The sequence below is a fragment of the Synechococcus sp. L2F genome, assembly GCF_024345695.1.
Taxonomy (GTDB): Bacteria; Cyanobacteriota; Cyanobacteriia; order PCC-6307; family Cyanobiaceae; genus MW101C3.
Window position 1 is genome coordinate 546,628 of record NZ_JAGQBP010000002.1, and the last position, 23,601, is coordinate 570,228.

Annotated in this window: 28 protein-coding genes and 1 tRNA gene; 14 read left to right on the forward strand and 15 right to left on the reverse strand. The window is 67.5% G+C overall.

The annotated features are described in order from the left end of the window. The first annotated feature begins 70 nt into the window (after positions 1-70). Positions 71-631: an elongation factor P gene (gene efp / locus KBZ19_RS07620; protein WP_094511175.1), complete on the forward strand. Its 561-nt coding sequence runs from the start codon at positions 71-73 to the stop codon at positions 629-631. A gap of 6 nt (positions 632-637) precedes the next feature. Further along, entirely contained in the window at positions 638-1,126 is a 489-nt protein-coding gene (gene accB, locus KBZ19_RS07625; protein ID WP_255100484.1) for an acetyl-CoA carboxylase biotin carboxyl carrier protein, read from the forward strand. 48 nt (positions 1,127-1,174) lie between these two features. Here the strand turns inward: accB and pdxA are convergent, their stop codons facing one another. After that, a complete protein-coding gene (pdxA, locus tag KBZ19_RS07630; RefSeq protein WP_255100485.1) occupies positions 1,175-2,191 on the reverse strand; it encodes a 4-hydroxythreonine-4-phosphate dehydrogenase PdxA in 1,017 nt (338 codons plus the stop codon). Between the two features lie 22 nt (positions 2,192-2,213). Here pdxA and KBZ19_RS07635 point away from each other — a divergent pair, with 22 nt between their 5' ends. Next, a complete protein-coding gene (locus tag KBZ19_RS07635; protein ID WP_255100486.1) occupies positions 2,214-2,408 on the forward strand; it encodes a hypothetical protein in 195 nt (64 codons plus the stop codon). A 33-nt stretch (positions 2,409-2,441) separates the two neighbouring features. Here the strand turns inward: KBZ19_RS07635 and KBZ19_RS07640 are convergent, their stop codons facing one another. Beyond that, positions 2,442-3,398 carry an SDR family oxidoreductase gene (locus KBZ19_RS07640; protein ID WP_255100487.1) on the reverse strand — a complete coding sequence of 319 codons (957 nt, stop codon included), beginning with the start codon at positions 3,396-3,398 and terminating at the stop codon, positions 2,442-2,444. A 34-nt stretch (positions 3,399-3,432) separates the two neighbouring features. On the opposite strand from KBZ19_RS07640, the gene KBZ19_RS07645 reads away from it, so the two are divergent. Further along, positions 3,433-3,678, forward strand: a complete 246-nt coding sequence (locus KBZ19_RS07645) for a hypothetical protein (RefSeq protein WP_255100488.1) — start codon at positions 3,433-3,435, stop codon at positions 3,676-3,678. Positions 3,679-3,693: 15 nt separating this feature from the next. On the opposite strand, the gene KBZ19_RS07650 is transcribed toward KBZ19_RS07645, so the two are convergent. Further along, positions 3,694-4,110: an HNH endonuclease gene (locus KBZ19_RS07650; protein ID WP_094511169.1), complete on the reverse strand. Its 417-nt coding sequence runs from the start codon at positions 4,108-4,110 to the stop codon at positions 3,694-3,696. 261 nt (positions 4,111-4,371) lie between these two features. Between KBZ19_RS07650 and KBZ19_RS07655 the strand changes: the two genes are divergently transcribed. Beyond that, positions 4,372-5,916 carry a DEAD/DEAH box helicase gene (locus KBZ19_RS07655; protein ID WP_233132860.1) on the forward strand — a complete coding sequence of 515 codons (1,545 nt, stop codon included), beginning with the start codon at positions 4,372-4,374 and terminating at the stop codon, positions 5,914-5,916. Between the two features lie 103 nt (positions 5,917-6,019). On the opposite strand, the gene KBZ19_RS07660 is transcribed toward KBZ19_RS07655, so the two are convergent. From KBZ19_RS07660 to KBZ19_RS07670, 3 genes are all read right to left on the reverse strand, one after another. Next, positions 6,020-6,415: a hypothetical protein gene (locus KBZ19_RS07660; protein WP_255100489.1), complete on the reverse strand. Its 396-nt coding sequence runs from the start codon at positions 6,413-6,415 to the stop codon at positions 6,020-6,022. A 16-nt stretch (positions 6,416-6,431) separates the two neighbouring features. Continuing rightward, complete coding sequence (locus tag KBZ19_RS15210) at positions 6,432-6,998, reverse strand: DUF6554 family protein (RefSeq protein WP_399220116.1); 567 nt, start codon at positions 6,996-6,998, stop codon at positions 6,432-6,434. 97 nt (positions 6,999-7,095) lie between these two features. Further along, the gene (locus KBZ19_RS07670; RefSeq protein WP_255100712.1) at positions 7,096-7,626 is read right to left on the reverse strand and encodes an AbrB family transcriptional regulator; all 531 of its coding nucleotides are present in this window, start codon (positions 7,624-7,626) and stop codon (positions 7,096-7,098) included. A gap of 85 nt (positions 7,627-7,711) precedes the next feature. Between KBZ19_RS07670 and KBZ19_RS07675 the strand changes: the two genes are divergently transcribed. Beyond that, positions 7,712-8,008 carry a hypothetical protein gene (locus tag KBZ19_RS07675; protein ID WP_255100490.1) on the forward strand — a complete coding sequence of 99 codons (297 nt, stop codon included), beginning with the start codon at positions 7,712-7,714 and terminating at the stop codon, positions 8,006-8,008. A gap of 429 nt (positions 8,009-8,437) precedes the next feature. Next, complete coding sequence (locus KBZ19_RS07685) at positions 8,438-8,659, forward strand: hypothetical protein (RefSeq protein ID WP_233132859.1); 222 nt, start codon at positions 8,438-8,440, stop codon at positions 8,657-8,659. A 472-nt stretch (positions 8,660-9,131) separates the two neighbouring features. Here the strand turns inward: KBZ19_RS07685 and KBZ19_RS07690 are convergent. After that, positions 9,132-9,203: transfer RNA gene (locus tag KBZ19_RS07690), tRNA-Gly, on the reverse strand. 64 nt (positions 9,204-9,267) lie between these two features. Further along, the gene (locus tag KBZ19_RS07695) at positions 9,268-10,419 is read right to left on the reverse strand and encodes an alanine--glyoxylate aminotransferase family protein (protein WP_094511162.1); all 1,152 of its coding nucleotides are present in this window, start codon (positions 10,417-10,419) and stop codon (positions 9,268-9,270) included. 53 nt (positions 10,420-10,472) lie between these two features. On the opposite strand from KBZ19_RS07695, the gene cbiD reads away from it, so the two are divergent. The 5 genes from cbiD (at position 10,473) to mrdA (ending at position 16,264) form a co-directional block, all read left to right on the forward strand. Further along, entirely contained in the window at positions 10,473-11,618 is a 1,146-nt protein-coding gene (gene cbiD / locus KBZ19_RS07700; RefSeq protein ID WP_255100492.1) for a cobalt-precorrin-5B (C(1))-methyltransferase CbiD, read from the forward strand. A gap of 86 nt (positions 11,619-11,704) precedes the next feature. After that, positions 11,705-13,303 carry a glutamine-hydrolyzing GMP synthase gene (gene guaA / locus KBZ19_RS07705; protein ID WP_255100493.1) on the forward strand — a complete coding sequence of 533 codons (1,599 nt, stop codon included), beginning with the start codon at positions 11,705-11,707 and terminating at the stop codon, positions 13,301-13,303. Between the two features lie 103 nt (positions 13,304-13,406). After that, positions 13,407-14,015 carry a hypothetical protein gene (locus KBZ19_RS07710; RefSeq protein ID WP_255100494.1) on the forward strand — a complete coding sequence of 203 codons (609 nt, stop codon included), beginning with the start codon at positions 13,407-13,409 and terminating at the stop codon, positions 14,013-14,015. 81 nt (positions 14,016-14,096) lie between these two features. Further along, positions 14,097-14,501, forward strand: coding sequence for a hypothetical protein (locus KBZ19_RS07715; protein WP_094511158.1), 405 nt, complete (start codon positions 14,097-14,099; stop codon positions 14,499-14,501). Between the two features lie 5 nt (positions 14,502-14,506). Continuing rightward, the gene (gene mrdA, locus KBZ19_RS07720; RefSeq protein WP_255100495.1) at positions 14,507-16,264 is read left to right on the forward strand and encodes a penicillin-binding protein 2; all 1,758 of its coding nucleotides are present in this window, start codon (positions 14,507-14,509) and stop codon (positions 16,262-16,264) included. Positions 16,265-16,312: 48 nt separating this feature from the next. Here the strand turns inward: mrdA and KBZ19_RS07725 are convergent, their stop codons facing one another. The 4 genes from KBZ19_RS07725 to KBZ19_RS07740 all read right to left on the reverse strand — a co-directional run bounded on the left by KBZ19_RS07725 (position 16,313) and on the right by KBZ19_RS07740 (position 19,844). Continuing rightward, a complete protein-coding gene (locus KBZ19_RS07725; RefSeq protein ID WP_094511156.1) occupies positions 16,313-17,446 on the reverse strand; it encodes a glycosyltransferase family 1 protein in 1,134 nt (377 codons plus the stop codon). Positions 17,447-17,474: 28 nt separating this feature from the next. Then, the gene (locus KBZ19_RS07730) at positions 17,475-18,671 is read right to left on the reverse strand and encodes an NAD-dependent epimerase/dehydratase family protein (RefSeq protein WP_094511155.1); all 1,197 of its coding nucleotides are present in this window, start codon (positions 18,669-18,671) and stop codon (positions 17,475-17,477) included. Between the two features lie 82 nt (positions 18,672-18,753). Beyond that, positions 18,754-18,921 carry a photosystem II assembly protein Psb34 gene (gene psb34 / locus KBZ19_RS07735; protein ID WP_094511154.1) on the reverse strand — a complete coding sequence of 56 codons (168 nt, stop codon included), beginning with the start codon at positions 18,919-18,921 and terminating at the stop codon, positions 18,754-18,756. Between the two features lie 74 nt (positions 18,922-18,995). Then, positions 18,996-19,844, reverse strand: coding sequence for a thiazole synthase (locus KBZ19_RS07740; protein WP_094511153.1), 849 nt, complete (start codon positions 19,842-19,844; stop codon positions 18,996-18,998). A gap of 54 nt (positions 19,845-19,898) precedes the next feature. On the opposite strand from KBZ19_RS07740, the gene KBZ19_RS07745 reads away from it, so the two are divergent. After that, positions 19,899-20,447, forward strand: a complete 549-nt coding sequence (locus KBZ19_RS07745) for a hypothetical protein (RefSeq protein WP_255100496.1) — start codon at positions 19,899-19,901, stop codon at positions 20,445-20,447. Between the two features lie 117 nt (positions 20,448-20,564). Here the strand turns inward: KBZ19_RS07745 and KBZ19_RS07750 are convergent, their stop codons facing one another. The 3 genes from KBZ19_RS07750 to rpmI are packed head-to-tail and all read right to left on the reverse strand — an operon-like array spanning position 20,565 to position 21,854. Then, entirely contained in the window at positions 20,565-21,224 is a 660-nt protein-coding gene (locus KBZ19_RS07750) for a tetratricopeptide repeat protein (RefSeq protein WP_094511151.1), read from the reverse strand. A gap of 26 nt (positions 21,225-21,250) precedes the next feature. Further along, the gene (rplT, locus tag KBZ19_RS07755) at positions 21,251-21,598 is read right to left on the reverse strand and encodes a 50S ribosomal protein L20 (protein WP_094511150.1); all 348 of its coding nucleotides are present in this window, start codon (positions 21,596-21,598) and stop codon (positions 21,251-21,253) included. Positions 21,599-21,653: 55 nt separating this feature from the next. Then, on the reverse strand, positions 21,654-21,854 hold the full coding sequence (gene rpmI / locus KBZ19_RS07760) for a 50S ribosomal protein L35 (protein ID WP_094511149.1): 201 nt from the start codon (positions 21,852-21,854) through the stop codon (positions 21,654-21,656). 91 nt (positions 21,855-21,945) lie between these two features. Here rpmI and KBZ19_RS07765 point away from each other — a divergent pair, with 91 nt between their 5' ends. After that, positions 21,946-23,523 carry a SpoIID/LytB domain-containing protein gene (locus tag KBZ19_RS07765; protein ID WP_315856337.1) on the forward strand — a complete coding sequence of 526 codons (1,578 nt, stop codon included), beginning with the start codon at positions 21,946-21,948 and terminating at the stop codon, positions 23,521-23,523. Positions 23,524-23,601: the final 78 nt, after the last annotated feature.

The window sequence follows — 23,601 nt, forward strand, 5'->3', positions numbered from 1 at the left end:
GTCGCTGCAGCCGCACGGCGGGGAGGGGCCGAAGGGCAGCCGTACAATCCCGCTGACCCGTTCCCTCGGAATGATCTCCAGCAACGACTTTCGTACAGGCACCACGATCGAGCTGGATGGTCAGGTCTGGAGGGTCGTCGAGTTTCTGCATGTAAAGCCCGGTAAGGGTTCCGCGTTCGTGCGCACCAAGCTCAAAGGTGTGCAGAGCGGCAGCGTGGTGGAGAAAACCTTCCGCGCCGGCGAAACCGTTCCCCAGGCCCTGCTGGAGAAGTCCACCCTTCAGCACACCTACATGGAAGGCGACGACTACGTGTTTATGGACATGGGCAGCTACGAGGAAACCCGCCTTACCGCCAACCAGATCGGCGATGGGCGCAAGTACCTCAAGGAGGGCATGGAGGTCAATGTGGTGTCGTGGAATGGGTCCCCACTTGAGGTGGAGCTGCCCAACTCCGTGGTGCTGGAAGTCACCCAGACCGACCCCGGCGTCAAGGGTGACACCGCTACCGGCGGCACCAAGCCGGCGATCGTGGAAACGGGCGCCCAGGTGATGGTGCCGCTGTTCATCTCGATCGGTGAAAAGATCAAGATCGATACCCGCACCGACAGCTACCTGGGTCGGGAGTCCTGAAGCGCCATGCAACTCGACAACAACCAGCTCCACGCCCTGCTCACCTTCCTTGAAGGCAGCGACATCCAGGAGTTGAAGCTGGAGGGGGAGGATTTTCGTCTTGAGGTGCGCCGCAACCTGCCGGCCCCCAACCCCGTTCCTGCGCCTGCCGCCTACGCCCCGGTGGCGATGGCAGCCCCCGCACAGGCTGCGCCAGCCCCAGTCGCCCCCCAGCCCTCCAGCGCCCCGCCGGCAGCCGCTGCCGTGCGGGCCGATCTGGTGGAGGTCACCGCACCGATGGTGGGCACCTTCTACCGGGCGGCTTCACCGGGAGATCCCCCCTTCGTGGAGCTCGGCAGTGTCATTTCGGTCGGCCAGACCGTCTGCATCCTCGAAGCGATGAAGCTGATGAATGAGCTGGAGGCGGAAATGACCGGCCAGGTGGTGGAAATCCTGGTGGAGAACGGCACCCCGGTGGAGTTCGGCCAGGTGCTGATGCGCGTCAAGCCCGGCTGATCCGCGCTGGTGTCCAGCAGCCCCGCTCCGTACCCGCGCGGCTGCCGATCAGCCCAGGTCCCAGGCGGCGGTGAGCGCTGCCACCATGCTGTCGGCGCGGGCGATGCCAAGTCCGGCGATATCGAAGGCGGTGCCGTGATCGGGGGAGGTGCGTAGGAAGGGCAGCCCCAGGGTCACATTCACGGCCGCATCGAAGGCGAGCAGCTTCACCGGAATCAGGCCCTGATCGTGATACAGAGCCAGATAGCCGTCCGATCCCTCACCGTCACCACGCCAGGCGGCGGCGGCACCCAGCCAGCAGGTGTCGGGCGGCACCGGCCCCACCAGCTCCACGTCCGGATGGCGTCGCCGCCAGCGGTCCAGTGCCGGCACCAGCCACTCGACCTCCTCCTTCCCGAGCTGGCCTGCTTCGCCGGCATGGGGGTTCAGGCCCGCCACTGACAGCCGCGGATAGGGCTTGAACCGCTGGCAGAAAGCCAGCAGAACGTCGAGCTTGCGCTCCACCAGCGCCCCATCGAGACAGCGCGGCATGGCCGCCAGCGGGATGTGCGTGGTGGCCAGCAGCGTGTTCAGACGCCAGGCGGTCAGAGGGGAGCGGGCTGTGAACAGCATCGAGGCCTCCATGCCGCCGGCCAGTTCCGCCAGCCGTTCAGTCTGGCCGGGGTAGTGATGGCCCGCTGCATGCCAGGCGTGCTTCGCGATCGGCGCTGTGGTGATGGCGCGGCAGCGGCCGCTGGTCACCAGCGCTGTGGCGGCGGTGAGCCAGGCGAAGCTGGCGGCACCACTGGCCGCTGAACCCTGGCCGGGCTGTGGCGCTACCTCCAGCGGCAGGTCCAGCACCTCCAGGCCGCCGGGGTCGGCCAGGGGAACGCTGCTCAGCGGCTCCAGGCGCCGGTGGGTGTCTTCCAGCCAGCGGCGGCAACCCACCAGCACCACCTCCGCTTGCCGATCGCCGAGCAGGGCCAGAGCCTTAAGAGCCACTTCCGCGCCGATGCCAGCCGGGTCACCGAGGGAGACGGCAATGGCAGCGGGCTTAGTCTCGCGCTGATGGGAGAGTGACGACATGTTTCGGTGGTTTCTGATCGGATTGGCGGTGGTCGGAACAGCCGTCGGTCTGGAGCGGGGCTGGGTCACCGTGGATGGCTGCCGCTTCATGCAGGACACGAAGCTCCCCACCCTCAAGAACCTTCAACCGGATGCGGCCGGAGTCTGCCCCGAGCCCGGCGCTGACGCCTCCCCCGCCGACAGCCAAAGCATCGAACGGGTGTTCACCCGCCGCTGAACGGGCCCGGCGGAGTCGGCCGGAGACGTGGGCTCATGCGGCCTGGTCGCCGTTGCCGCGCGCGGCCGTCCGGCGCTCTTCGGCGAGGGCCTCGCGAAAACCCTCGCGGTAGCTGGGGTAGCGCAGGGTGTAGCCCAGGTCATGGCAGAGCCGATCGTTGCTGGCGCGGCGATTTTCCACCCAGAAGCTGAGTGCCATCGGGCTCATGCCACCGCAGATGTCCTCAAACCGCTCCACGGTCGGCAGTTTGCAGTCGAGCAGATGGGCGGCGTAGCCCAGGCTTTCCGTTGAGGGGCAGGGGCGGTCGTCGGAGAGGTTGACGATCCGCGGGCGCCGCTGGGGCGGCAGGCCGATGCAGTGGATCAGCGCTCCCACGATGTCATCGACATGGACGCGGCTGAACACCTGGCCCGGCTTGTGCACGAGCCTGCTGGTGCCCTGCAGCAGGTTCTGGAAGGGGCAGCGACCGGGCCCGTAGATCGCCGGCAGGCGAAAGATCTGCACCGGCAGGCCACTGCAATCCCACGCCTGCTCACAGGCCAGCCGGGCGCGACTGCGCGACGCCCCTGGCGCGGGAGGAGTGGTCTCGTCCACCCAGCGACCGCCATGGTCGCCGTAGACGCCGGTGGTGGAGAGGTAGCCGATCCACTGCAGCGGCAGCTGGGCCAGCAGCGGGGCCAGATGTTCGAGCACTGGATCCTTTCCCTGCCCGTCGGGCGGGATCGTCACCAGCACATGGGTGATGCCGTCGAGCGCCTCGGCATCGGGCAACGCGCCGTTGTCGGGGTCAAAACTCAGCCAGCGCAGCGGCAGCGCGCTGCCAGCGGATCCCCAGGGGGTGAGCACCTCCGGCTGGGCCGGCTGGCGGCGGGAGGTGACCGCTACCGGCAGCGCGTGTTCGGTGAGGGCCTGGGCGAACCGCAGTCCGCTGTAGCCACCGCCCAGCACCAGCACGCTGGCCGGCCGGCCATTGACATCACCGACCGTCATGAGTACACCTGTATCACATTCATGGCTTTCGTTGATGACCGCCTCCCCTCTCTCTAGCTCCCGCAGGGTGCCCGCCGGCCCCTTCGTGGCCCGGAATCAGCGCCCCGCCGCGCTTCCCTCTGCCCGCACGGCCACCTGGAACACCGCTCTGGCCTGGGCTCCGGCCGTGCTCGCCCTCAGCCTGGTGCTGGTCGTCTCCGTGCTCGCCCCGGAAGCCCCGGAGCGGGAAGAGGGGATCTGCATCCGCCACAACGGCCCGGTGGCCTGCCGGGTCTGGTGAACCGGCGAGGCGCGCTCAGGCCGCCTGAAAGGCCCAGTCCGTCCCCGCTGGAGTGGCTCCGGCATGGAGCGGCGGGCTGGAGCTGGGCTCCGGGTTGGCCCACTGGAGCAGCCGCACCGCCAGGCGTAGATCCCCATCCATCCAGGCACGGATCGCCATGGCCCGCCGCGGGTCGTAGAAGCGCTGACGCCGGTACCAATCGAAGGGATCGGCATCGCTTTTGTGGCCGTTGCAGGCCAGGCAGGCCGGCACGCAGTTCGCTGTCACGCTCAGGCCACCACGGCAGCGGGGCATCAGATGATCAATGGATTCGGAGCGATTGCCGCAGTAAATACAACGATTGTCAGTGTGTTTGTGGAGAGATTGACGCCAGCGCCTGACGCGAAGTTTGGGGCAGAGATCTTCAAGGAACACCGCATCTCTCGCGTGCATCCTGATGGCTCAGTTGCGGAGAGTTTGCCCCCACCTCAAGAGATGTCAATGTGTCGAGGATTGCTTTTTTCGGCCTTCAGCGCCAACGGTTGCCCGTCGCCCCGATTCGACTAAATTTGTCTTCGGCCCGCTTGCAGCGCCCCCGTCGCCAGCCGCTCTCCCGCCGTCAGCAGCTCTCCCTCGGTCAGCCGCTCCCTCGGACCCCGCACGGTTTCCGCCGCCACCTGTCTGCTGCGTCTCGGCCCATCGGGACAGATCGAGGTGGTCTCCCCCTTTGATCCCGTCACTCAGGCCCAGTTGCGCGCCGTGCGGCCCCGGGGCCAGTGGCAGGCGCGGCGTGGTTGCTGGGCCTTTCCGCTTGAGGCCTCGCTGGCCTTGCGCCAGCTGCTTGGCCAGCGCTTCCGGATCGATCCGGAGCTGGCGCAGTGGATGGAATGGCTGGAGCAGCCCCTGCCGCCCCTGCCGCCTCACCGCACCCTCGTGGCCCAGGCCGCCCTGGATCAGCCTCTGGCCGATGGGCGCCGTCTGTTCGCCCATCAGCGGCTGGCGGCGCGTTGGCTGCTGGCTCGTCGCGGTGCCCTGCTGGCCCACGCCATGGGCCTGGGCAAGACGCTCACGGCGTTGGTGGCGGCCCGGGCCATGGTCCGGGCGGCGGATTGCCGCATCGCCGTGGTGGCTCCAACCGCCCTCCATCCCCACTGGCGGCAGGAGGGCCTCTCCCTCGCCCTTGATCTGGAGCTGATCAGCTGGGCGGCCCTGCCGCGCTCGTTGCCGCCGGCCGCCACGGTGTTGATCGTGGATGAGGCCCATTTCGCCCAGAACATCCAGGCGGCGCGCACCCAGGCCCTGCTGCGGCTGGCCAGACATCCGCGGCTGCGGGCGATCTGGTTGCTCACCGGCACCCCGATGAAGAATGGCCGCCCGGTTCAGCTGTTTCCGCTGCTGGCGGCAATCGGCCATCCCCTCGCCCAAGACCGGCACGCCTACGAGGAGCGGTTCTGTCAGGGGCACTGGAGCGAACGGGGTGGACGGCGCCAGTGGCAGGCGGTCGGAGCCGAGCGGCTCGATGAACTCCAGCGGCTGACAAGGCCGCTCGTGCTCCACCGCCGCAAGCAGGATTGCCTCGATCTGCCTCCAAAGTGCCGCCGCATGCTCCCGGTGGCGCTCGGGGAGTCCCAGGCGATGGCGTTCGAGCAGGAACTGGCCGCCAGGCTGGACGACTACCGCTGCCGGGCCGCCAGGGGCGAGGTGCGCCGCGACGCCGAGCCCCTCGCCATGCTCACCGCCCTGCGCCGGATCGGTGCCCAGCACAAGCTGCCTGCCGCCATCCAGCTGGTGGAGGCCCTTCTGCGCCAGGGGGAGGCCGTGGTGCTGTTCACCGCCTTCGTGGCCAGTGCCGAACAGCTGCAGGCCCGCCTGGGTGGGGCGCTGCTCACGGGTCGGCTGAAGGCGTTGGAGCGCCAGGCACAGGTGGATCGCTTCCAGGCCGGGGCGACGCCCTGCCTGGTGGCCACTTTCGGGGCTGGTGGCTTGGGCTTCACGCTGCACAGGGCCGCCCATGTGGTGCTGTTGGAGCGCCCCTGGACGCCGGGGGACGCGGAGCAGGCGGAGGACCGCTGCCACCGCATCGGCATGGCCGGACCGCTCACCAGCCATTGGCTGCAGCTGGGCGTGGCCGATCAGCTCGTGGACGGGATCATCGCCAGCAAGGCCGAGCGCATCACGCTGCTGCTGGAAGGCCGTCAGACGGCTCTGCGGCGCCAGGCGCTGCCGGCGATGGTGCGGCAGCTGATCGAGCGCTGGTGATCATGGCGCAGTCCTCGGTTTCCAGTGATGGCTGACCCGTGCCCCGCGAGCCGTGCCCAACGACCGTGATTGGTCAGCGTGGGGCGGGTCAGCACCGCCCTGATCAGGTGCCAGGCAGCGGTGCCTTCTCCTGGCAGCCCTCCAGCCGGATGCGGATGTCGATGGCCAACTGGGAGTCCTCCGCTTGGTTGCCCTGTTGCCGCAGCAGCTGGGCGGCCCGTTCGATGTCCCTGCAGGCGGCCTCCTGATCGCCCCCCAGGCTGTGCAGCACGGAGCGCTCGCTCAAGGGGCGGGGATCGGTGGGGAAGGCCTGCACCGATGCGTCACAGCGCTGCAGCGCCGCCGGCAATTCCGCCAGTTTCACCTCACGCAGGCAGTCGTCGTTGGCTGGCGCGTCGCCCAGCTCCGGCGGCGGCGCCGCCGCACAGCCGATCAACGCCAAGCCGGCCAGGGCGACCGTGGTGAGCAGGCGGATCCCCTGCAGCCGGTTCCTGCTCAAGTGCAGTGCAACACCTTCAATTGTTGTAGCGCTCCTCGCGGGTCATGCCCCCCTGGATCGGCACCGGCCCGCTGGAGGTGACGGCAGGAGCCGCAGGGGCAGGGTTCTCGCTGCCGAACAGCGCCCCCAGGTACTGGCCGCAATCGGGGAAGGCGTCCGGGTTGTTGACCACCGCCTCGGTGATCATCACGGCGCCGTGCTGCGGAGATGTCTTGAACAGGCTCGCGGATTGCCGCCGGATCAGGGCATAGGCCGCCGTCCAGCTCACCTCGTGGTTGTTGCCCGCCTTGCGCATGAAGCAGTACACCTGCGCGCCCTTGCTGCCTTGATCGGCAGGCAGCGCTGTGGTGGCCTGGCTCAAGGCGGGCTGTGGGATCGCCCCGGCCGTCAGCAGGGAACCAGCCAGCGTGAACAGACCTGCTGTGAGGGCGGTGCGGATGCGGCGAAAGGAGCTGGCTCGCAGAGCACCGGCTGGAGCAAGGCCGGACTCGGTGGCGCTGGCTTGCAGAGTGCCGGCCCGAACAATGTCTTGGCGAACAGTGTCTTGGTGAACAGTGGCGCGGCGAACAGTGGGGTGCTGCATGGAAGGGTGGAGGCGGGCCCGAGGCTGCTGGGCCCAACGTATCGGCCGTGCTTCGGCTGTCGAGGGGCCTCTGTGGCGGTTATGGCCAGGGCCGGGCTCAGCCCGATGACGAACCGCCCGTGCTGCCGAGCACCAGGCGCACGATCACAGGCAGCACCAGCAGCACGGTGATCAACCGCACGGCATGCAGGGCCGCCACGGCCGCCCCTACACCGAACTGCGCTCCCACAAGGCTCATGCCGCTGATGCCCCCCGGTGCTGCGCCCAGCAGGGTGATGACCGGATCCACGCCCAGCAAACGGCTCGACCACAACCCCACCACCAGGCCGGTGGCCACCAGGGCCACGGTGATCAGGATCGCCGGCCGCCACAACACACGCAGCTCCGCCAGCGCGGCACTCGTGAGCCCAGTGCCGATCACCGTGCCGATGCCGATCTCCAGCAGGGTGCGGGTTCCGGTGGGCCATTGGGCCACTTCGAGGCGCCCGCTCATGCTCGCCACGGCCGCTCCAAGCAGCGCGCCGGCCAAAGGGGCAGCAGGAATTCCGGTACGCAGAGCCAGTAGGCCCCCGGCCGTCCCGCACAGCAGATAGAGCACCAAAGTCGCTGGTGCAGCCATGAAGAAGATCCGCTGGTGGGATCCCTCAGTCTGAAAGACGACTTGAGCCCGCCGGGGATGTGTGTTGTCATCGGCGTTACCGACTTTGCCTGCGATGACGACCGAATCGGTGTCTTTCCGGATCACGCGAACCGCCGAGGATCTTGCCCAGACGGTGGCCGCCCTTTCCCATCGGCTGGTGAAGCTGGAACAGCGGCTTGGCGCCCTTGAAACGGCGATCCAGCGGCCTGAGTCGCCAGACCAGGCTCAGCTCGATGCCCTCGACCACGTGGAAGCGCTGCTTCAGGACTGCCGGCAGCTGCTTGATGAGCCAGGTCCCCAGGCGGAGGCGGTGGCCGAAGTGTTCCTGTCATCGGCACCCGAGCCGCAGAGCTACCGGGACGCCGCATAGCTCACCTTCTCTCGATGCACTGGCCAGGGGTGGCAGAATGAAAAGAAAGCGAACATGGCTTTCACCTATCCCGCTTGCCCCCTGCCACGGCCCCTCGGGTCGGCTGGGCTGAACGCCACCGGAACCTCCGCCTCCCGCACGTTTCCTTCCTGCACACCCCCTTCCGCTTATGTGGAGCGGGGGCACCAACGCGAAAAGCTTGAATTCGCCCTTGCTGTGGCGGTGAGCCGGGGTGATCAGTCTCGCGTGGAAACCCTGAGATCGCAGATTGCCGATCTTGTCGACGAGGGAGAAGAGCCTGGAACATGAGCGTTTGGCGGCAGGCCCAGCCGTATGGCGGTCGGCAAAGCTGTTACTTTTCGCTGCGGCAAGAACTCAGGCAACTCTGCTCGAAACCCCATACACTTGCGCTATTCATGATCTCCGGTTTTGACAGTCGTCGCTAAAAGCATGGCGGTGAAAGCAGTTTCGCACGAGCAGCGTTCTGCCCTCCTTCAAGAGATCAGCCGCCATGAGTCTGCTGCCAAAGCGGCAGCGCAAGAGGGCGATCTGGCTGAATCTGCGCGCTGCATTCTGCTGCTCCTCGACTGCGAGCGTCGTGTGGGTGGCCTTGGCCCCCAGGTGTTGCAACTGATCAAACCCCGCGCCTGAGCCTGCACCCCCGCCTGGGTCAGCGGGCACCCTGCCGATCACGGCCTCATCCGGCCTGGCCTTCCCCAGGCAGATGTTGAGCCAACGCCCTGGCGCTGCCTGCCTGGTGTGACGGCCTCACGGCCTGCCGCGCAAGGGTCAATGCCGCACCGCCCCTGCGCAGCGTTATCAGATCCGGCAGATGCCACAAGGGTTCCGGCGATGCTGGATAAGACCAGCAGATGTGAGGAACCAGTCCTGATCCGCAGACGGGCACCCTGCAGGTCGTTAGGGGGAAGGCGGAGAGTGCTTGAGACCCTCAATCCAAGTGCTGCCAGGCAGTTGGGTGGCTTCCGATCAGCCAGGGGTGCGATTCATTCGCTGCACACGCTTCACTTCAATGCCCCATCATTGGGCGATGTGCTTGGAGCTGAAGCAGCTTCAGCAGTTAAGTGCTAAAAAGCTAAAATCAATTCAAATTGAAAATCTTTCAAGCGGGTGACCGGATTCGAACCGGCGACGTTCAGCTTGGGAAGCTGACATTCTACCACTGAATTACACCCGCATTCCTGCAATGTAGCAAGGTGCCGGAAGGCGGCCTCCTGGAAGGCCGCCCCGCAAGCTGCGCCTCAGCGGGCCAGCTCGGTGGCAGCGGCTGCCATGCCGGCTCCCACGGTGGCTGTGGCCATGCCCATCTCCTGCAGGGTGGCTTCGATCGCCGCCACCGCCGTGAGCACATCCCGATCGCAGACGAAGCCGAGGTGGCCGATGCGGAACACAGAGCCCTTCAGGTGGTCCTGGCCGCCGGCCAGCAGGATGTCGTAGCGGGCCTTCACTTTCTTGCGCAGCACTTCGGCGTCGATGCCGCTGGGTGCCACGGCGGTGATCGAGGGGCTGCCGTGGCCCTCCGCCGCGTACAGCGGCAGGCCGATCGCCTTCATGGCCGCGCTCACCGCGCGCCGGTGGCGTTCATGCCGGGTGAAGATCGCTTCCAGGCCTTCGCTCTGCATCATGTCGAGAGCGGCCTCGAGCGCGAAGTAGAGGTTCACCGGAGGGGTGAACGGATTGCTGTCCTGGGCGGCCGCTTTTCGATAGGCGCCGAGGTTCAGATAGAACTTGGGCAGGTCGGACCGCTGCTGTGCCTGCCAGGCCCGCTCGCTCATGCCCACGAAGCCCAGGCCGGGCGGCATCATGTAGCCCTTCTGGGAGCCCGAGCCCACCACGTCGAGGCCCCAGGCGTCCATGGGCACGTTGCAGGCCCCCAGGCTGGTGACACAGTCGGCCACAATCAAGGCCTGGCCGTGGGCATGCACGTGCCGGGCGATCGTTTCCAGGTCGTTGATCACGCCCGTCGAGGTTTCCGAGTGGGTGAGGATCACCGCACGGATCGCTTTGTCTGTATCCGCCTCCAGCGCCACACGGAAGGCGTCCGGATCCAGAGGCTGGCCCCATTCGGCCTTGATCACCTGCACATCCAGCCCGTAGGCCTTCGCCACCTTGACCCAGCGCTCACCGAACTTGCCGTTGTCGCCGCAGATCACCTTGTCGCCGCGGCTGAGGATGTTGATGATCCCCGCCTCCATCGCCGCCGTGCCGCTGCCGGCGAGCACCAGCACATCGCTGCTGGTCTGATGCAGCCACTTGAGCTGCGCGGTGGTGCGCTTCACGATCGCCTGGAAATCGGCGCTGCGATGGCCGATCGGGTGGCGGCTCATCGCCAGCAGGACGGTCTCCGGCACCGGCGTGGGACCGGGAATCATCAGGGTGAGCTTGTCCTGCATGGGGAGTGGAAACGCGGGGGCGCAGCGGCACAATCAACCACCTTAAAAAACGGATGGTGAACGCTTCACCCGGCTACACCCTGCCGGTGTGGGTGACGGCGGCGGCGTGTGCCGCCGTGCAGGCGCTCCAACGGGCGGAAGCTGGCCCTGCGGCTGCCTTCGAGGGCCTGCAGACACTGGAGTTGCTCGAGCCGCCCGGGCTGCGGCCGGTGCCGGTGGAAGCGGCGGCTCCGATCGGGCCAGGCCGAGCTCTCGGCATCAGTCGCTGCGACCCCGGCGCCGGCCTGGATCTCACCCGTGGCCTGGCGGTGTGGGTGGTGGCCTGCTGGATCCAGCCGCCGCCGGCCGGCGGCTCGTGCTTCGTGCTGGAGGCCGGCGAAGGGGTGGGGGTGCATGGCGCGACGGGCGACCTGTGTGCCTCCGCCTATGCACGTGCCCTGCTGGAGACGAACCTGCGGCCCTTGGTCGGTGCCGGCCGGGCGGTGTGCCTGCGGCTCGTGCTTCCTGAGGGCCGGGCCCTGGCGCTGCGCACCAGCAACGCGGCCTTCGGCGTGGTCGACGGACTGGCGCTGATCGGCACCCAGGCGGAGGTGCAGCACAGCGCCGCTCCCGATCAACTGCAGGCCTGCCTGGCGGCCCTGGCGGCGCGCACCGCCACGGCCGGCTTCAACGGTGATCTCGTGCTTGTGATCGGCGAAAACGGCCTCGATCTGGCGCCCAGCCTGGGGCTCCCCGCCGGGCTGCTGCTCAAGGCCGGCAACTGGCTGGGGCCGGTGCTGGTGGCGGCGGCGGAAGCGGGAGTGCGCCGCCTGCTGCTGTTCGGCTACCACGGCAAGTTGATCAAGCTGGCCGGTGGGATCTTCCACACCCATCACCATCTCGCCGATGGCCGCGCCGAGGTGCTCACCGCCCTGGCGGCCCTTGAAGGTCTCAGCGGTGAGGCCCTCGGCCGCCTGCATGGTGCCGCCACCGTGGAGGCAGCGCTGAGCGCACTGGTGGCCGTGGACCCTGATCTGGCCCAACGGCTGGAGCGGCGCATCGCCGCGGCCATTGAGCAACGCAGCATGGCCTATCTGGCCCGCTACGGCAGTTTCCCCATGTGCGTGGGGGCCGCGCTGTTCGACCGCCGGCGCCAGCTGCGTGTGTGCGGACCTCAAGGCCAGGAGTTGCTGGAGGCATTCCGGCACCCTCTAGGGTGAGTCCCTCAGGCCTGGCGGCCCATGCGGGGCCTTGCTCCGGGGGCAACGCATCCGGCCAGCCGCCGATCAAGAAGCGTTCCGGTCGTATGTCTCAAGCTTCACAGTCGCTGGAACAGCCGGAGAGCCAGCGCCACCCGGCGATCGTGATCCTCGATTTCGGATCCCAGTATTCGGAGCTGATCGCGCGCCGTGTGCGGGAAACCGAGGTGTATTCCCTGGTGATGGGCTACGCCACCAGCGCCGATGAGCTGCGCGAGCTGGCCCCCAAAGGCATCATCCTCAGCGGTGGCCCCAGCTCGGTGTATGCCGAAGGGGCGCCTGTGTGCGATCCGGGCCTCTGGGATCTGGGCATTCCGGTGCTCGGGGTCTGCTACGGCATGCAGCTGATGGTGCAGCAGCTGGGCGGCAACGTCGTGGCGGCGGGGCGCGGAGAATACGGCAAGGCACCGCTTCAGGTGGACGATCCCACCGATCTGCTCACCAACGTGGAAAACGGCTCCACGATGTGGATGAGCCATGGCGATTCGGTGGAGACTCTGCCGCCTGGATTCGCGCGGCTGGCCCATACCAGGAACACGCCGGAAGCGGCAGTGGCGGATCATCGGCGCCATCTTTATGGCGTGCAGTTCCATCCCGAAGTGGTGCACTCCACCGGTGGCATGGTGATGATCCGGAACTTCGTTTATCACATCTGCGGCTGCGAGCCAGATTGGACCACCAGCGCCTTCATTGAAGAAGCCGTGGCCGATGTTCAGGCCCGTGTCGGCAGCAAACGGGTACTGCTCGCCCTCTCCGGTGGCGTGGATTCCTCCAGCCTCGCCTTTCTGCTGCACAGGGCGATCGGGGACCAGCTCACCTGCATGTTCATCGACCAGGGCTTCATGCGCAAAGGGGAGCCTGAATTCCTGATGGAGTTCTTCGATCGCCAGTTTCATATTCGCGTGGAATATATCAATGCCCGTGATCGTTTCATCGCCAAGCTCAAGGGCATCACCGATCCGGAAGAGAAGCGCAAAATCATTGGTGCCGAGTTCATCCGTGTGTTTGAGGAGGAGAGCAAGCGACTCGGCCCCTTCGATTACCTCGCCCAGGGCACCCTCTATCCCGATGTGATCGAATCGGCCGGCACCGGCGTGGATCCCAAGACCGGCGAACGGGTGGCTGTGAAAATCAAGAGCCACCACAACGTGGGTGGCCTACCCAAGGATCTGCAGTTCAAGCTGGTGGAGCCGCTTCGGCGTCTGTTCAAAGATGAGGTGCGCAAGGTGGGCCGCAGCCTCGGCCTGCCCGAAGAGATCGTGCGCCGCCATCCCTTCCCGGGGCCTGGCCTGGCGATCCGCATCCTGGGCGAGGTCACGGCCGAGAACCTCAACATCCTGCGCGATGCCGATCTGGTGGTGCGCGAGGAGGTGCGGGATGCAGGGCTCTACCACGACATCTGGCAGGCGTTTGCGGTGCTGCTGCCGGTGCGCAGCGTTGGTGTGATGGGCGACAAGCGCACCTACGCCTATCCGATCGTGCTCCGTTGCGTGTCCAGCGAAGACGGCATGACCGCCGATTGGTCGCGCTTGCCCTACGACCTGCTGGAGAAGATCTCCAACCGCATCGTCAATGAGGTGCGGGGCGTGAACCGGGTGGTGTACGACATCACCAGCAAGCCTCCCGGCACGATCGAGTGGGAGTGACAGCCGGCTGAAGGCGCCTCCGGCGGCGTTCTCTTGTCTGGTCTGGGTCTGGTCTGGCCCGCCCGGGACAGCTTCGATACCATCGGGGCCCGGCCTTCCTCTCTTGACTGTCGCCCTCGAGCAGGACCCGCAGCTGCAGCGCCGCCTCCAGCAGGACAGCATCCAGCTGGCCGGAAAGGTGATCTACCTCAATCCCTTTCTCTATTGGCGGCGCTTCGATGCCAACACCGACCGCTGGTTGCGCGAACCCGGTCAGCTGCAGGAGGAGCAGATTCTCGCCAACCGGGGCCGCTTCTACCCCGAGGTGCTGTGGGAGGAGATCCCCGAGCAGGAGGCGCAGATCAAGGATGGCGCCGTGGAGATGTTCCTCAAGACCCTGGAACTGATCAGCACCTTCAACCCCGAGCTCAGCGCCGGCCACCTGCTGGAGGTGGAGCGCAAGATGGCCGTGACCAAGAAACGCTCCTTCGAGCGCTGGGTGGAGAAGTCATTGCGCCGCCGGCAGACGTTGGAGCGGCAGGAGCGCCGCCGCTTCGATCGGGAGCGGCTGCTGCGCAGCTGGGGAGAGTGGGCAGGGCTGGACGTCACCCGACAGGCCGTGCTGCCGTTCACCGCGGTGCTGGTGCTGGCAGTGGGGGCCGGTTGGATGGTGGGCTCGCGCGAGTTCTGCCGCCAGATGATCGTCGATCCCGGCGTGCAGCGGCTGCCCTGAGTCCCTGCCACCTCCGGAGGGCGTCAAACTGGGGGCAAAGCCGCTCGCCTGCGCGGGTGGTGCTGCCTCGGTTGCTTCGGCATGGCTGATCCTCTCGATTCCCTTCGGCTCGCGCTGATGCAGGAGGTATTGCCGGTAGGTATGGCGGTGGTCGAGCGGGCGCGCAAGGGGGGCCCACGCGAGGTGGTGGAAGCGTTCACCGCTTCGCCCGACCCGCTCGCCCAGCTGAAGCAGGAAGGCGATCCAGCGGCGCGGGCCGTGCGCCAGAGCCTTGATCAGATCCAGCCCGGTCTGGGCAATCCCGTGATGAAGGTGGAGGTGCACGATGTGGCCCCGCCACCGCCCTGGTCGCCGCAGGCGGGCGATCCGGCCGCCACCGGATTCTCAGAGGCCGCAGACCCGCAGCGGGAGCGGGAGGCGCTGCAGACCACCCTGGCCCGGATCTCCGAGCGCCTGGCGCTGCTCCAGCACCGCCTGGAGGCCTGACGCCCATGGCCGCTGGGCATCTGCATGGACAGGCCCGCCACGCGGGCATGCGGCACCAGCCGGCCTGGCTGCTCGGGCTGATCGTGCTGGTGCTGGGGGCGATGGGCGCCCGGCTCGTGTGGCTGCAGCTCGCGCAGGGGGCAGAGAACAAGCTGCTGGCGGATCAGAACCGCATTCGCCTGCTGCCGCGCCATCCGATGCGCGGCCGTCTGCTTGATCGCAACGGCCAGGTGCTGGCCAGCAGCCGCCTCACCTACAACCTCTACATCCAGCCCCGGCTTGTCGATGACGCAGCCTGGCCGTCGCTGCGGGTGCAGTTGGCTGCGCTGCTGGCGCTCGACCCGGCGCAGCTTGATGCCAAACGCAAGGACGGCAGAGCCGTGGACGGCTTCCGCATTGAACTGGCGGGCCCCCTCAGCACCGAGCAGGTGTTGCGTTTTCGCGAGCAGGCCGAGTCGCTCAAAGGGGCTGATGTCGATGTCGACGTGCTGCGCGCCTACCCGCACGGACGGCTCGGCGCCCACGTGCTCGGCTACACGAGCAGCATCACGGAGGAGGAATACAAGGAGCTGTCTGAAACGGGCTACCGCCTGCAGGACCGTATCGGTCGCACCGGCCTGGAGCGCGTCTACGAGAACCACCTGCGCGGCGAGTGGGGGGGACAGCAGCTGGAAGTGAACGCCGATGGGCAGGTGCAGCGGGTGCTGGGCGACAAGCCGTCGCGGGCCGGCAACGATCTGCGCCTCACCCTCGATCTGGAGCTGCAGAAGGCGGCCGAGAAGGCCCTCAGCGGGGTGAGCAAGGGGGCGATCGTGGCGATGGATCCCCAGACCGGCGCGATCCGGGCCATGGCCAGCCGCCCGAACTTCGATCCCAACATCTTCTCGGAGGGCCCCACCACAGCGCAGTGGAACGAGCTCAACCGCCCGGAAGCCCCCATGCTCAACCGGGCGCTGCGCGGGTTCCCGCCCGCCAGCACCTTCAAGGTGATCACCGCGATCGCGGGGCTGGAATCGGGCTTGTTCAATTCCGCCTCCACCATCCTCACCTCAGGCTCCTTCTGCTACGACGGCCAGTGCTACGCGGATCACGGCAGCTTCGGCAGCATCGGCTTCCGCCTGGCCATGGCGGTGAGCAGCAACAGCTTCTTCTACCGGCTGGGCCTCAAGACCGGCCCCGATGAACTGTTCAGAGCGGCCCGCCGCCTGGGCTACGGCAGTCTCACCGGTGTCGAACTCAAGGGTGAGGAGAGCCCCGGCTTGCTGGGCGATCCCGCCTGGAAGCGCCAGGTGCTCGATGAGCCGTGGACCTCGGTGGACACGATCACCTCCTCGATCGGCCAGGGGGCCGTCACCGTGACGCCGCTGCAGATGGCCCGTCTGTATGCGGCAATCGCCAACGGCGGCTGGCTGGTGACGCCCCACCTGGCGGAGCGGCCGGTGGAGCGCCGCTGGATCGGCCTCAAACCCAGCACCTTGAGAGTGTTGCGGGAGGGCCTGCGCGATGCGGTCACCAGCGGCACGGCCACCCTGCTGAACGACCCTTCGCTGCCCGCCGTGGCCGGCAAGACAGGCACCGCCGAGGATCCCCCCCGGCCAGACCATGCCTGGTTCGGCGGCTATGCGCCGGCGGGCAAGCCCAACCTGGTGATCATTGCCTTCGGCGAGAACAGTGGCGGCTACGGCGGCACCGTTGCCGCACCGATGGTGAAGGCCCTGCTCACCACCTGGTTCCGTGACACCCTGCCCCAGCTGCGCAACTGAAGCCGCCCGCAGGTGACATCGGATGGCTTCAAGCTGCTACGGGGGGCTTCAGGCCACCAGTTGCAGAGGGGGGCGCACCACCTCGCTGTAGAAGCGCCGCAGTTGCTGGGTGGCGCCCGCCCAGCCCCAGCGCTCTGCTTCTGCTCGTGCAGCCAGCCGCAGGGCCTGGCGCCGTTCGGTGCTGGCCAGCAGCCTTTCGGTGGCGGCGGTGAGGCTGGCCGGGCTGTCGGGATCGTAGAGGCAGCCGTTCACTCCGTCGGTGACGATGTCGGGGATGCCGCCGCGGTTGGCGCCCACCACCGGGCAACCGGCCGCCATCGCCTCCAGCAGCACCAGCCCAAGCGTTTCGGTGGAGGAGGGGAACAGGAAGGCATCGGCGCTGGCATAGGCGCTGGCCAGATCCTCGCCGCCCAGGTAGCCCACGAACGTGGTGGCGCTGCCGGCGAACACCTTCTCAAGCTGCTGGCGGTGTGGGCCATCACCCACCAGCGCCAGCCTGGCCTGGGGCAGGGCATCGAGCACCGGCCGGATCCGCTCGATCTGCTTCTCCGCCGAGAGCCTGCCCACGTAGAGCAGCAGGCTGTCGCTGTCGCCGTGCACGCCGGTGAGTTTGCTGCGCATGGTCTGATTGCGCCATTCCGGTCGGAACAGATCGGTGTCGACTCCCCGCTGCCACAAGGCGGTGTGCTGGATGCCGTGCTGGCTGAGTTCCTCCACCATCGCCGTGGAGGTGCAGAGGTTGAGGGCCGCCTGGTTGTGGGCCGCCTTTAGCAGCTCCCACAGCAGCGGCTCGAACATGCCCATGCCGTAGTGCTCGAGGTACTTGGGCAGGTGGGTGTGATAGCTGGCCACCAGGGGCACGCCCCGGGTACGCGCCAGCCAGATCCCGCCTAGGCCGAGCACCGCCGGGTTCACCACGTGCACCAGGTCGGGTTTGAAGGCGTCAAGCGCCTCGGCCACCAAGGGCCGCGGCAGCGCCAGCTTCAGCTCGGGGTAGAGCGGCAGGGGCAGGGCCGGCACGCCGATCACCCGTGCGCCCATGAAGGTGTCCGGGGCTCCTTCGGGGCAGAACAGCAGCACCTCGTCGCCCGCATCCACCAGGTGGGTCACCGTTTTGGTGAGCCGCGTGACGATGCCGTCGACCTTGGGAAGGAAGGTTTCGGTGAACAGTGCAATCTTCACGTGGACGGCGTGCCTGCGGACGGTCCGTTCAAACCACCGGTTGGAGCGCGGCCGCCTGGCTGTGGGTCCATGTGGACACGCAGGGAATGCGGGAGCGATCGCAGCGATCGGCCCAGCGGCGTGCCACATCCACAACTTCGCCCAGTAGGCCGTCGTCGAGGGTGGTGGGCTTGAGCCCCAGCTCGATCAGGCAGCGGTTGTCGACGATCAGGTCGTTTTCGATGGCCTCCTTGCGGGGGTTGGGGAGGTGGTTGAGCTTGGCCCCGGTGACGGCCGCCACCTTTTCGGCCAGATCCTTGACCTTGTGGCTTTCGGTCATCTGGTTGTAGATGCGCACCTTCTCCCCTGAGGCGGGGGGATTGTCGATCGCCAGCTCCACGCATTTCACCGAATCGCGGATATGGATGAAGGCGCGGGTCTGGCCGCCGGTGCCATGCACCGTGAGCGGATAGCCGATCGCCGCCTGCATCAGGAAGCGATTGAGCACAGTGCCGTAATCACCGTCGTAGTCGAAACGGTTGACCAGGCGCGGATCCCTGTCAGTGAGGTCGGTGTTGGTGCCCCAGACGATGCCTTGGTGCAGGTCGGTGACGCGGATGCCGTCGTTCTTGTTGTAGTAGAAGAACAACAGCTGATCCAGCGTTTTCGTCATGTGGTAGACGCTGCCTGGATCGGTGGGGTGAAGGATTTTCTCCTGGAAGCGGGTGCCATCGGGCTGGGGAACTTCCACCGTGAGATAGCCCTCGGGGATGGTGGCGCCACGGTGGGATCCATAGCCGTACACCCCCATCGTTCCGAGGTGAACGATATGAATGTCGAGACCGCTTTCAACAATTGCACAAAGAAGATTGTGCGTGCCATTCACGTTGTTATCGACCGTGTAGCGCTTGGTGGCGCTCGACTTCATCGAATAAGGGGCGGCCCGTTGTTCGGCGAAGTGCACCACGGCACTGGGGCGCTCACTGCGCAGCAGCCCCAGCAGCAGGTCGTAGTGCTGGGCGATGTCGAGTGCCACGAAACGGATGGGCCGGCCTCCGGTTTCCTCCCAGGCACGCAGGCGGTCGTTGATCGTGGCGATCGGAGTGAGCGATTCGACCCCAAGGTCGATGTCGATCTTGCGGCGGCTCAGGTTGTCGACGATCACGACGTCGTGACCGGCGTCGGCCAGGTTCACAGCGCAGGGCCAGCCGCAGAAGCCGTCGCCGCCGAGAACGAGAACCTTCACGTCTGAACTCCTGCTGAACGAGCGATTGCTCTCTTGGGGCAAGCTACTACAGGCATTCCGCCCCCCTCGTGCAGCAGTGGCGTCAGCTGATGCCGACCGCCACGCCCACCATGGCCAGCACCAGCAGCCCACCTGCGATCAGCAGGACGGTGGTGCTGCGGCTGCGTTCACCGCCGGCTTCGACCACCTGCATCCGCGGTTCTCTGGCAAAGGCGTTGAGCCTGCCCCCGTCCTCCTTGGTGACCGACATGGTGGGGTGGCCCGATTCAGAAAGCGAACCTTAACGATGTCCTTCGGCGCCGGCATCGAGGCCGAAAGGGAATGTCACAGGCGCGGAGCCTCGGTGTTGCCAACCCGTCCCCACTGGGGTGAGCTGGCCTGGGCGTCCTGTCGCTGCGGCAGGCGCCCGGCCTTCCAGGCGCACCGGCCCGCCTCCGTGGCCTGAGCCATCGCCCAGGCCATGGCCGGTGGATCGCCTGCCATGGCGATGGCGCTGTTGATCAGCAGGGCGTCAGCCCCCATCTCCATGGCCTGGGCCGCTTCGCTGGGTACGCCCAACCCCGCATCCACCACCACCGGCACCCCCGCCGACTCGATGATCAAGGCGATGTTGGCGGCGTTGCGAATGCCCTGGCCGGAGCCGATCGGAGAGCCCAGCGGCATCACGGTGGCGCAGCCCACCTCCTCGAGTCGACGGGCGAGCAGCGGATCGGCGTTGATATAGGGCAACACGGTGAAACCCTCCTTCACGAGCCGCTCGGCCGCCTCGAGGGTGCCGAATGGATCGGGCAGCAGATGGCGGCCGTCGGGGATCACCTCCAGCTTCACGAAGGTGTTGTCTTCCTGGCCGGCGAGCTTGGCCAGCTCGCGGCCCAGCCGCGCCACCCGCACGGCCTCATCTGCGGTGGCGCAGCCGGCGGTGTTGGGCAGCATCCAGATCGTGCTCCAGTCGATCGCCTCAATCAGGCCCTGATGGCCTGCCGCCGCCGCCTGCACCCGCCGCACCGCCACGGTGACGATGTCGCAGCGGCTGGCCGCCAGGCTGGCCTGCATCGCCGCTAGCGAGGGGTATTTGCCCGTGCCGGTCATCAGGCGGCTGCGGAAGCGGCGACCGCCGATCACCAGCGTGTCGTCGGCGAGGGCGGACGGATCCGAAGCCGGAATCTGCACCATGGGGAGAAGTTACAGCGCACGCCTCCTAACCTTCGCGCAAGCCCGCTTGTTTCCATGACACCGGTTCTCCCCCTGCTGCTCGCCGCCAGTGCGGTGCCGGTGGGCAGTTTTGTGCCGTTCACCCTGCCGCCCGCCTCGCCGCTGGACACCTCCTTCAGTGAGACCGGTCCGGTGGAAACCTTCGATCCGGTAGGCCGGGCCGTGCTGCTTGCCGCCCAGTTGCCGCGGCAGTGGCGCGGCAGTTACCAGGCCTTTGGCGGCGGCGTCCCCACCCCTGTGGAGCTGCGCCTCGACACCGTGACGGCCATGGGTCAGATGATCGATCTGCGCGGCACGCTCACGGTGGGCGGCACCTCCTCGCCGGTGCAGGGCAACCTCAATGCCAAGTCTGATCAGCTGGAGCTCATCCCCCTGATCGACACCCTCACCTTGGGCCTCGAACCAGGCGGTGATTTTCTCGGCCTGCAGGGCTTCTCGCTGATGGGCTGGAATGCACCGCGGCTCACCAATCCCGGCGGTCGGCTGGTGCTCGATCCCGTGAGTTTCAGCCCACCCGCTTCCCGGCCAGCCGGCCAGGTGGCGCCGGTCCGCGGGCTGTGGTGACGACAAGCGAGCGCCCCTGAGGCAGCGAACCTCAGGGACGGCTGGCCCTCTCCAGGCCATGTGTTCGGTTCCCGCTGTCGCTTTAAGCGGATCAGCCTGGAGCCTGACGCCCTGTGGTCAGACCGGTGTGTTGGTGGGCGAGGGTTTTGGGGACGATTTGCTGCCTGTGCTGCTGGACCCAGCTGATGATGAGCCTGGCTCGCCAGTGCCCGCAGCCATCCCCTGGCCGCTGGTCGCCGGGGCTTTCAGTTCAGCTGGAAAGCGACGATCGAGCAGCTTCAGGCGCTTGAGGGTTGTTTTGTTGGTGGGATCGAGGCTGAGGGCCTTGGCATAGGTGTCCCGCGCCTCATCCGGTTTGCCCTGTCGCTCGAAGGCGTAGCCCAGGTTGTTGAGTGCTACCGGGTAATCGGGTTTGGCCTGAAGAGCTGCCTTGTAGTGGCGGATCGCACTGGCGTAGTTGCTCTGGGCCGCCAGGGAAAAGCCAAGCGCGTTCTGAATCAGCGCCTGGGCCTCGGGGGGCTCACCGCCACTCTTCTTCTGGGCCAGGCGAAGGGTGTCCACCGCCTGGGCGTAGAGGCGCTTGCGCAGCTGCACAGAGCCGAGTTCGTAGAGAACGGCAGGGTCCTTGCCGTCCCCTCCCTTGGCTTGCCCCTCAAGCCGGGCCAGCGCCGCTTCATCGCGGCGGACCCGCATCACCTGCAGGGCGATGACCACGGCTGCACCGCCGAGCAGAAGGATCAGGCCGATCAGATAGGCCTGAGGCAGGAGAATGTCCATCGGGTCTCCCCGCAGTGCGGTGGTGATCAGCGCGTAGCGGCCGAAACCACGCTGGTGAAACTGGCGGGATCAGCCACGGCGAGCTGGGCAAGCATCTTGCGGTTCAGCAGCATGTCGGCTTTTTTCATGCCGCCCATCAGCCGGCTGTAGCTCAGCCCGTTCATGCGGGCGGCGGCGTTGATGCGGGCGATCCAGAGACGGCGGAAATCGCGCTTCCGGCGGCGACGGTCGCGGTAGGCGTTGCACAGCGCCTTCATCACCCGCTGGTTGGCGGTCCGGAACAGGCTGCCGTTGCTGCCCTGGAAGCCACGGGCCAGGCGGAGGATCTTGTTACGGCGTTTACGGGCGACGTTGCCCCTCTTGACGCGGGCCATGGTGAGTTCTCAGGGCGAAATGGAAAGGAAAAGGAGTGGGCGACCTGGCGAGAGGTCAGCCGGCGTAAGGAAGCATGCGGCTGACGTTGTCGGCGTCGCGTTCGTCGACCACCGCCATCGTGCCCAGAAAACGCTTGCGCTTGGGGCTCTTGTGATCGAGCAGGTGGTTGCGGAACGCATGCCGGCGCATGAATTTTCCGCTGCCGGTCAGCTTGAACCGCTTCGCGGCAGCTTTGCGGGTCTTGAGCTTCGGCATGTCCTGCGCGACTTCACAAACAACCAAACTACGACTTGGTAGTGCCGGCTGCCAACTCCCCCCGTCCGCTTTGCCCATGCTCCGCCAGCTGTTGCGTCCTTCCGCCCCCCTCTCCCTGCAGCCCGGGTCTGCCCTGGCGCCGGTGGCCCTCGGGCTGGCGCTCACCCTGCTGGCGGCACCCGGCTGCCGTGCTGTCCCCGCTCTCGACCCCCTCCCGGCCCCTCTGCCCCTGCACTGGCCCACCAGTGCGCCGCCGCCGGTGCAGCCCGCCCAGCCTGTGTTGTGGGTGTCGCTCGGCCCACGCCTGGGCCCTGCTCCTGGCGGGGTGGCCAAGGCCGCTCCACTGGTGCTCCAGGCGGCGGCGGGTGAGCTGGTGGTCACCGACGCCGACGGCCAGCGGCTCTCGGGGTCCAGCGTTCGCCTGCGCTGGCAGGAGGTGCCCCTGGCGGAGCCGTTCCAGCTCGCCCGCACCGTGCTGGGCCCGTTCGCCAGCTTCGAGAGTGCGGAACAGGCGGCGACGGCCTGGCGGGAGCTCGGCGTGACTCCGGTGATCGCTCATCCCGCCGAATGGGAGGTATGGGCGCCTGCCGCCACCCAGGCTCCGGCCGGCCTGCAGGCCCGGCAGGTGGAGCAGCGGTTCAGCCAGCGGCTGGTGCTGACGTCCGGGGAGCCGGGAGCTGCCGGTGCGGCATTGAAAGGTCCGCTGCGGATCACGGCGCCGGGAGGGCTGCGCTGGGAGGGCGGTGTGTTCCAGGGGCCGTTCCGCCTGGCGAGCAACGCCTACGGCGGTTGGACTCTGATCGAGGAGGTGCCGCTGGAGCGCTACCTGCTGGGGGTGGTGCCCCATGAGATCGGCGCCGGATCACCGCCGGCCGCTCTTGCCGCCCAGGCGGTGCTGGCCCGCACCTGGTCGCTGCGCAACAAGCACCGCTATGCCACCGATGGCTACCACCTCTGCGCTGACACCCAATGCCAGGTCTACGCCGATCCGCGGCAGGCGGGGGCGGCGGTCCGGTCTGCGATCCAGGCCACCCGGGGCCAGGTGCTCACCTGGCAGGGAGAGCCCATCCATGCCGTCTATCACGCCACCAACGGGGGAATGGCCGCCGGCTTTGAGGAGGTGTGGAGCGGCTCGCCGCTGCCCTATCTGCAGGCGGCGCCGGATGGCCCACCCGCTTTCAACGCGCGGTTTGCCGTGCCCCTGGCGGCGTCGTCGCTGCCGGCGCTGCTGGCCAACGGCGGTTCCGCCTATGGCGCCTACCACCCGCGCTTCCGCTGGCAGCGCCTGCTGACGACCGCTCAGGTGCAGCAGGCCCTCACCACGGCCCGGTTGCCGGTGGGCACCCCCTTGAAGCTCAGCGTGCTGGAGCGGGGGCCGAGCGGCCGCGTGATGGCGCTGGCCATCGAGGGGAGCGAAGGTCGGCAGGTTCTGCGCCGCGATGCCATCCGCCGCACCTTCCGGCAGCTGCCCAGCACCCTGTTTGAGCTGAGAGCGGAGGGAGCTGGCCGCTGGCGCTTCAACGGCGGCGGCTTCGGCCATGGCGCCGGCCTCTCTCAGGCGGGTGCGATTGATCTGGCCGGTCGTGGCTGGACCCTGCCACAGCTGCTGAGTCGGTACTACCCGGGGACCCAGCTCCAGCCGCTGGAGGCGCTCGGTCAGGGCCTTTAGAGTTCGGCCCAGTTCGAGCCCTGCCACGACCGGGACCCTGTCGCGTGCGGCGTGGCATCACGGAGAGCGTTCATTCAT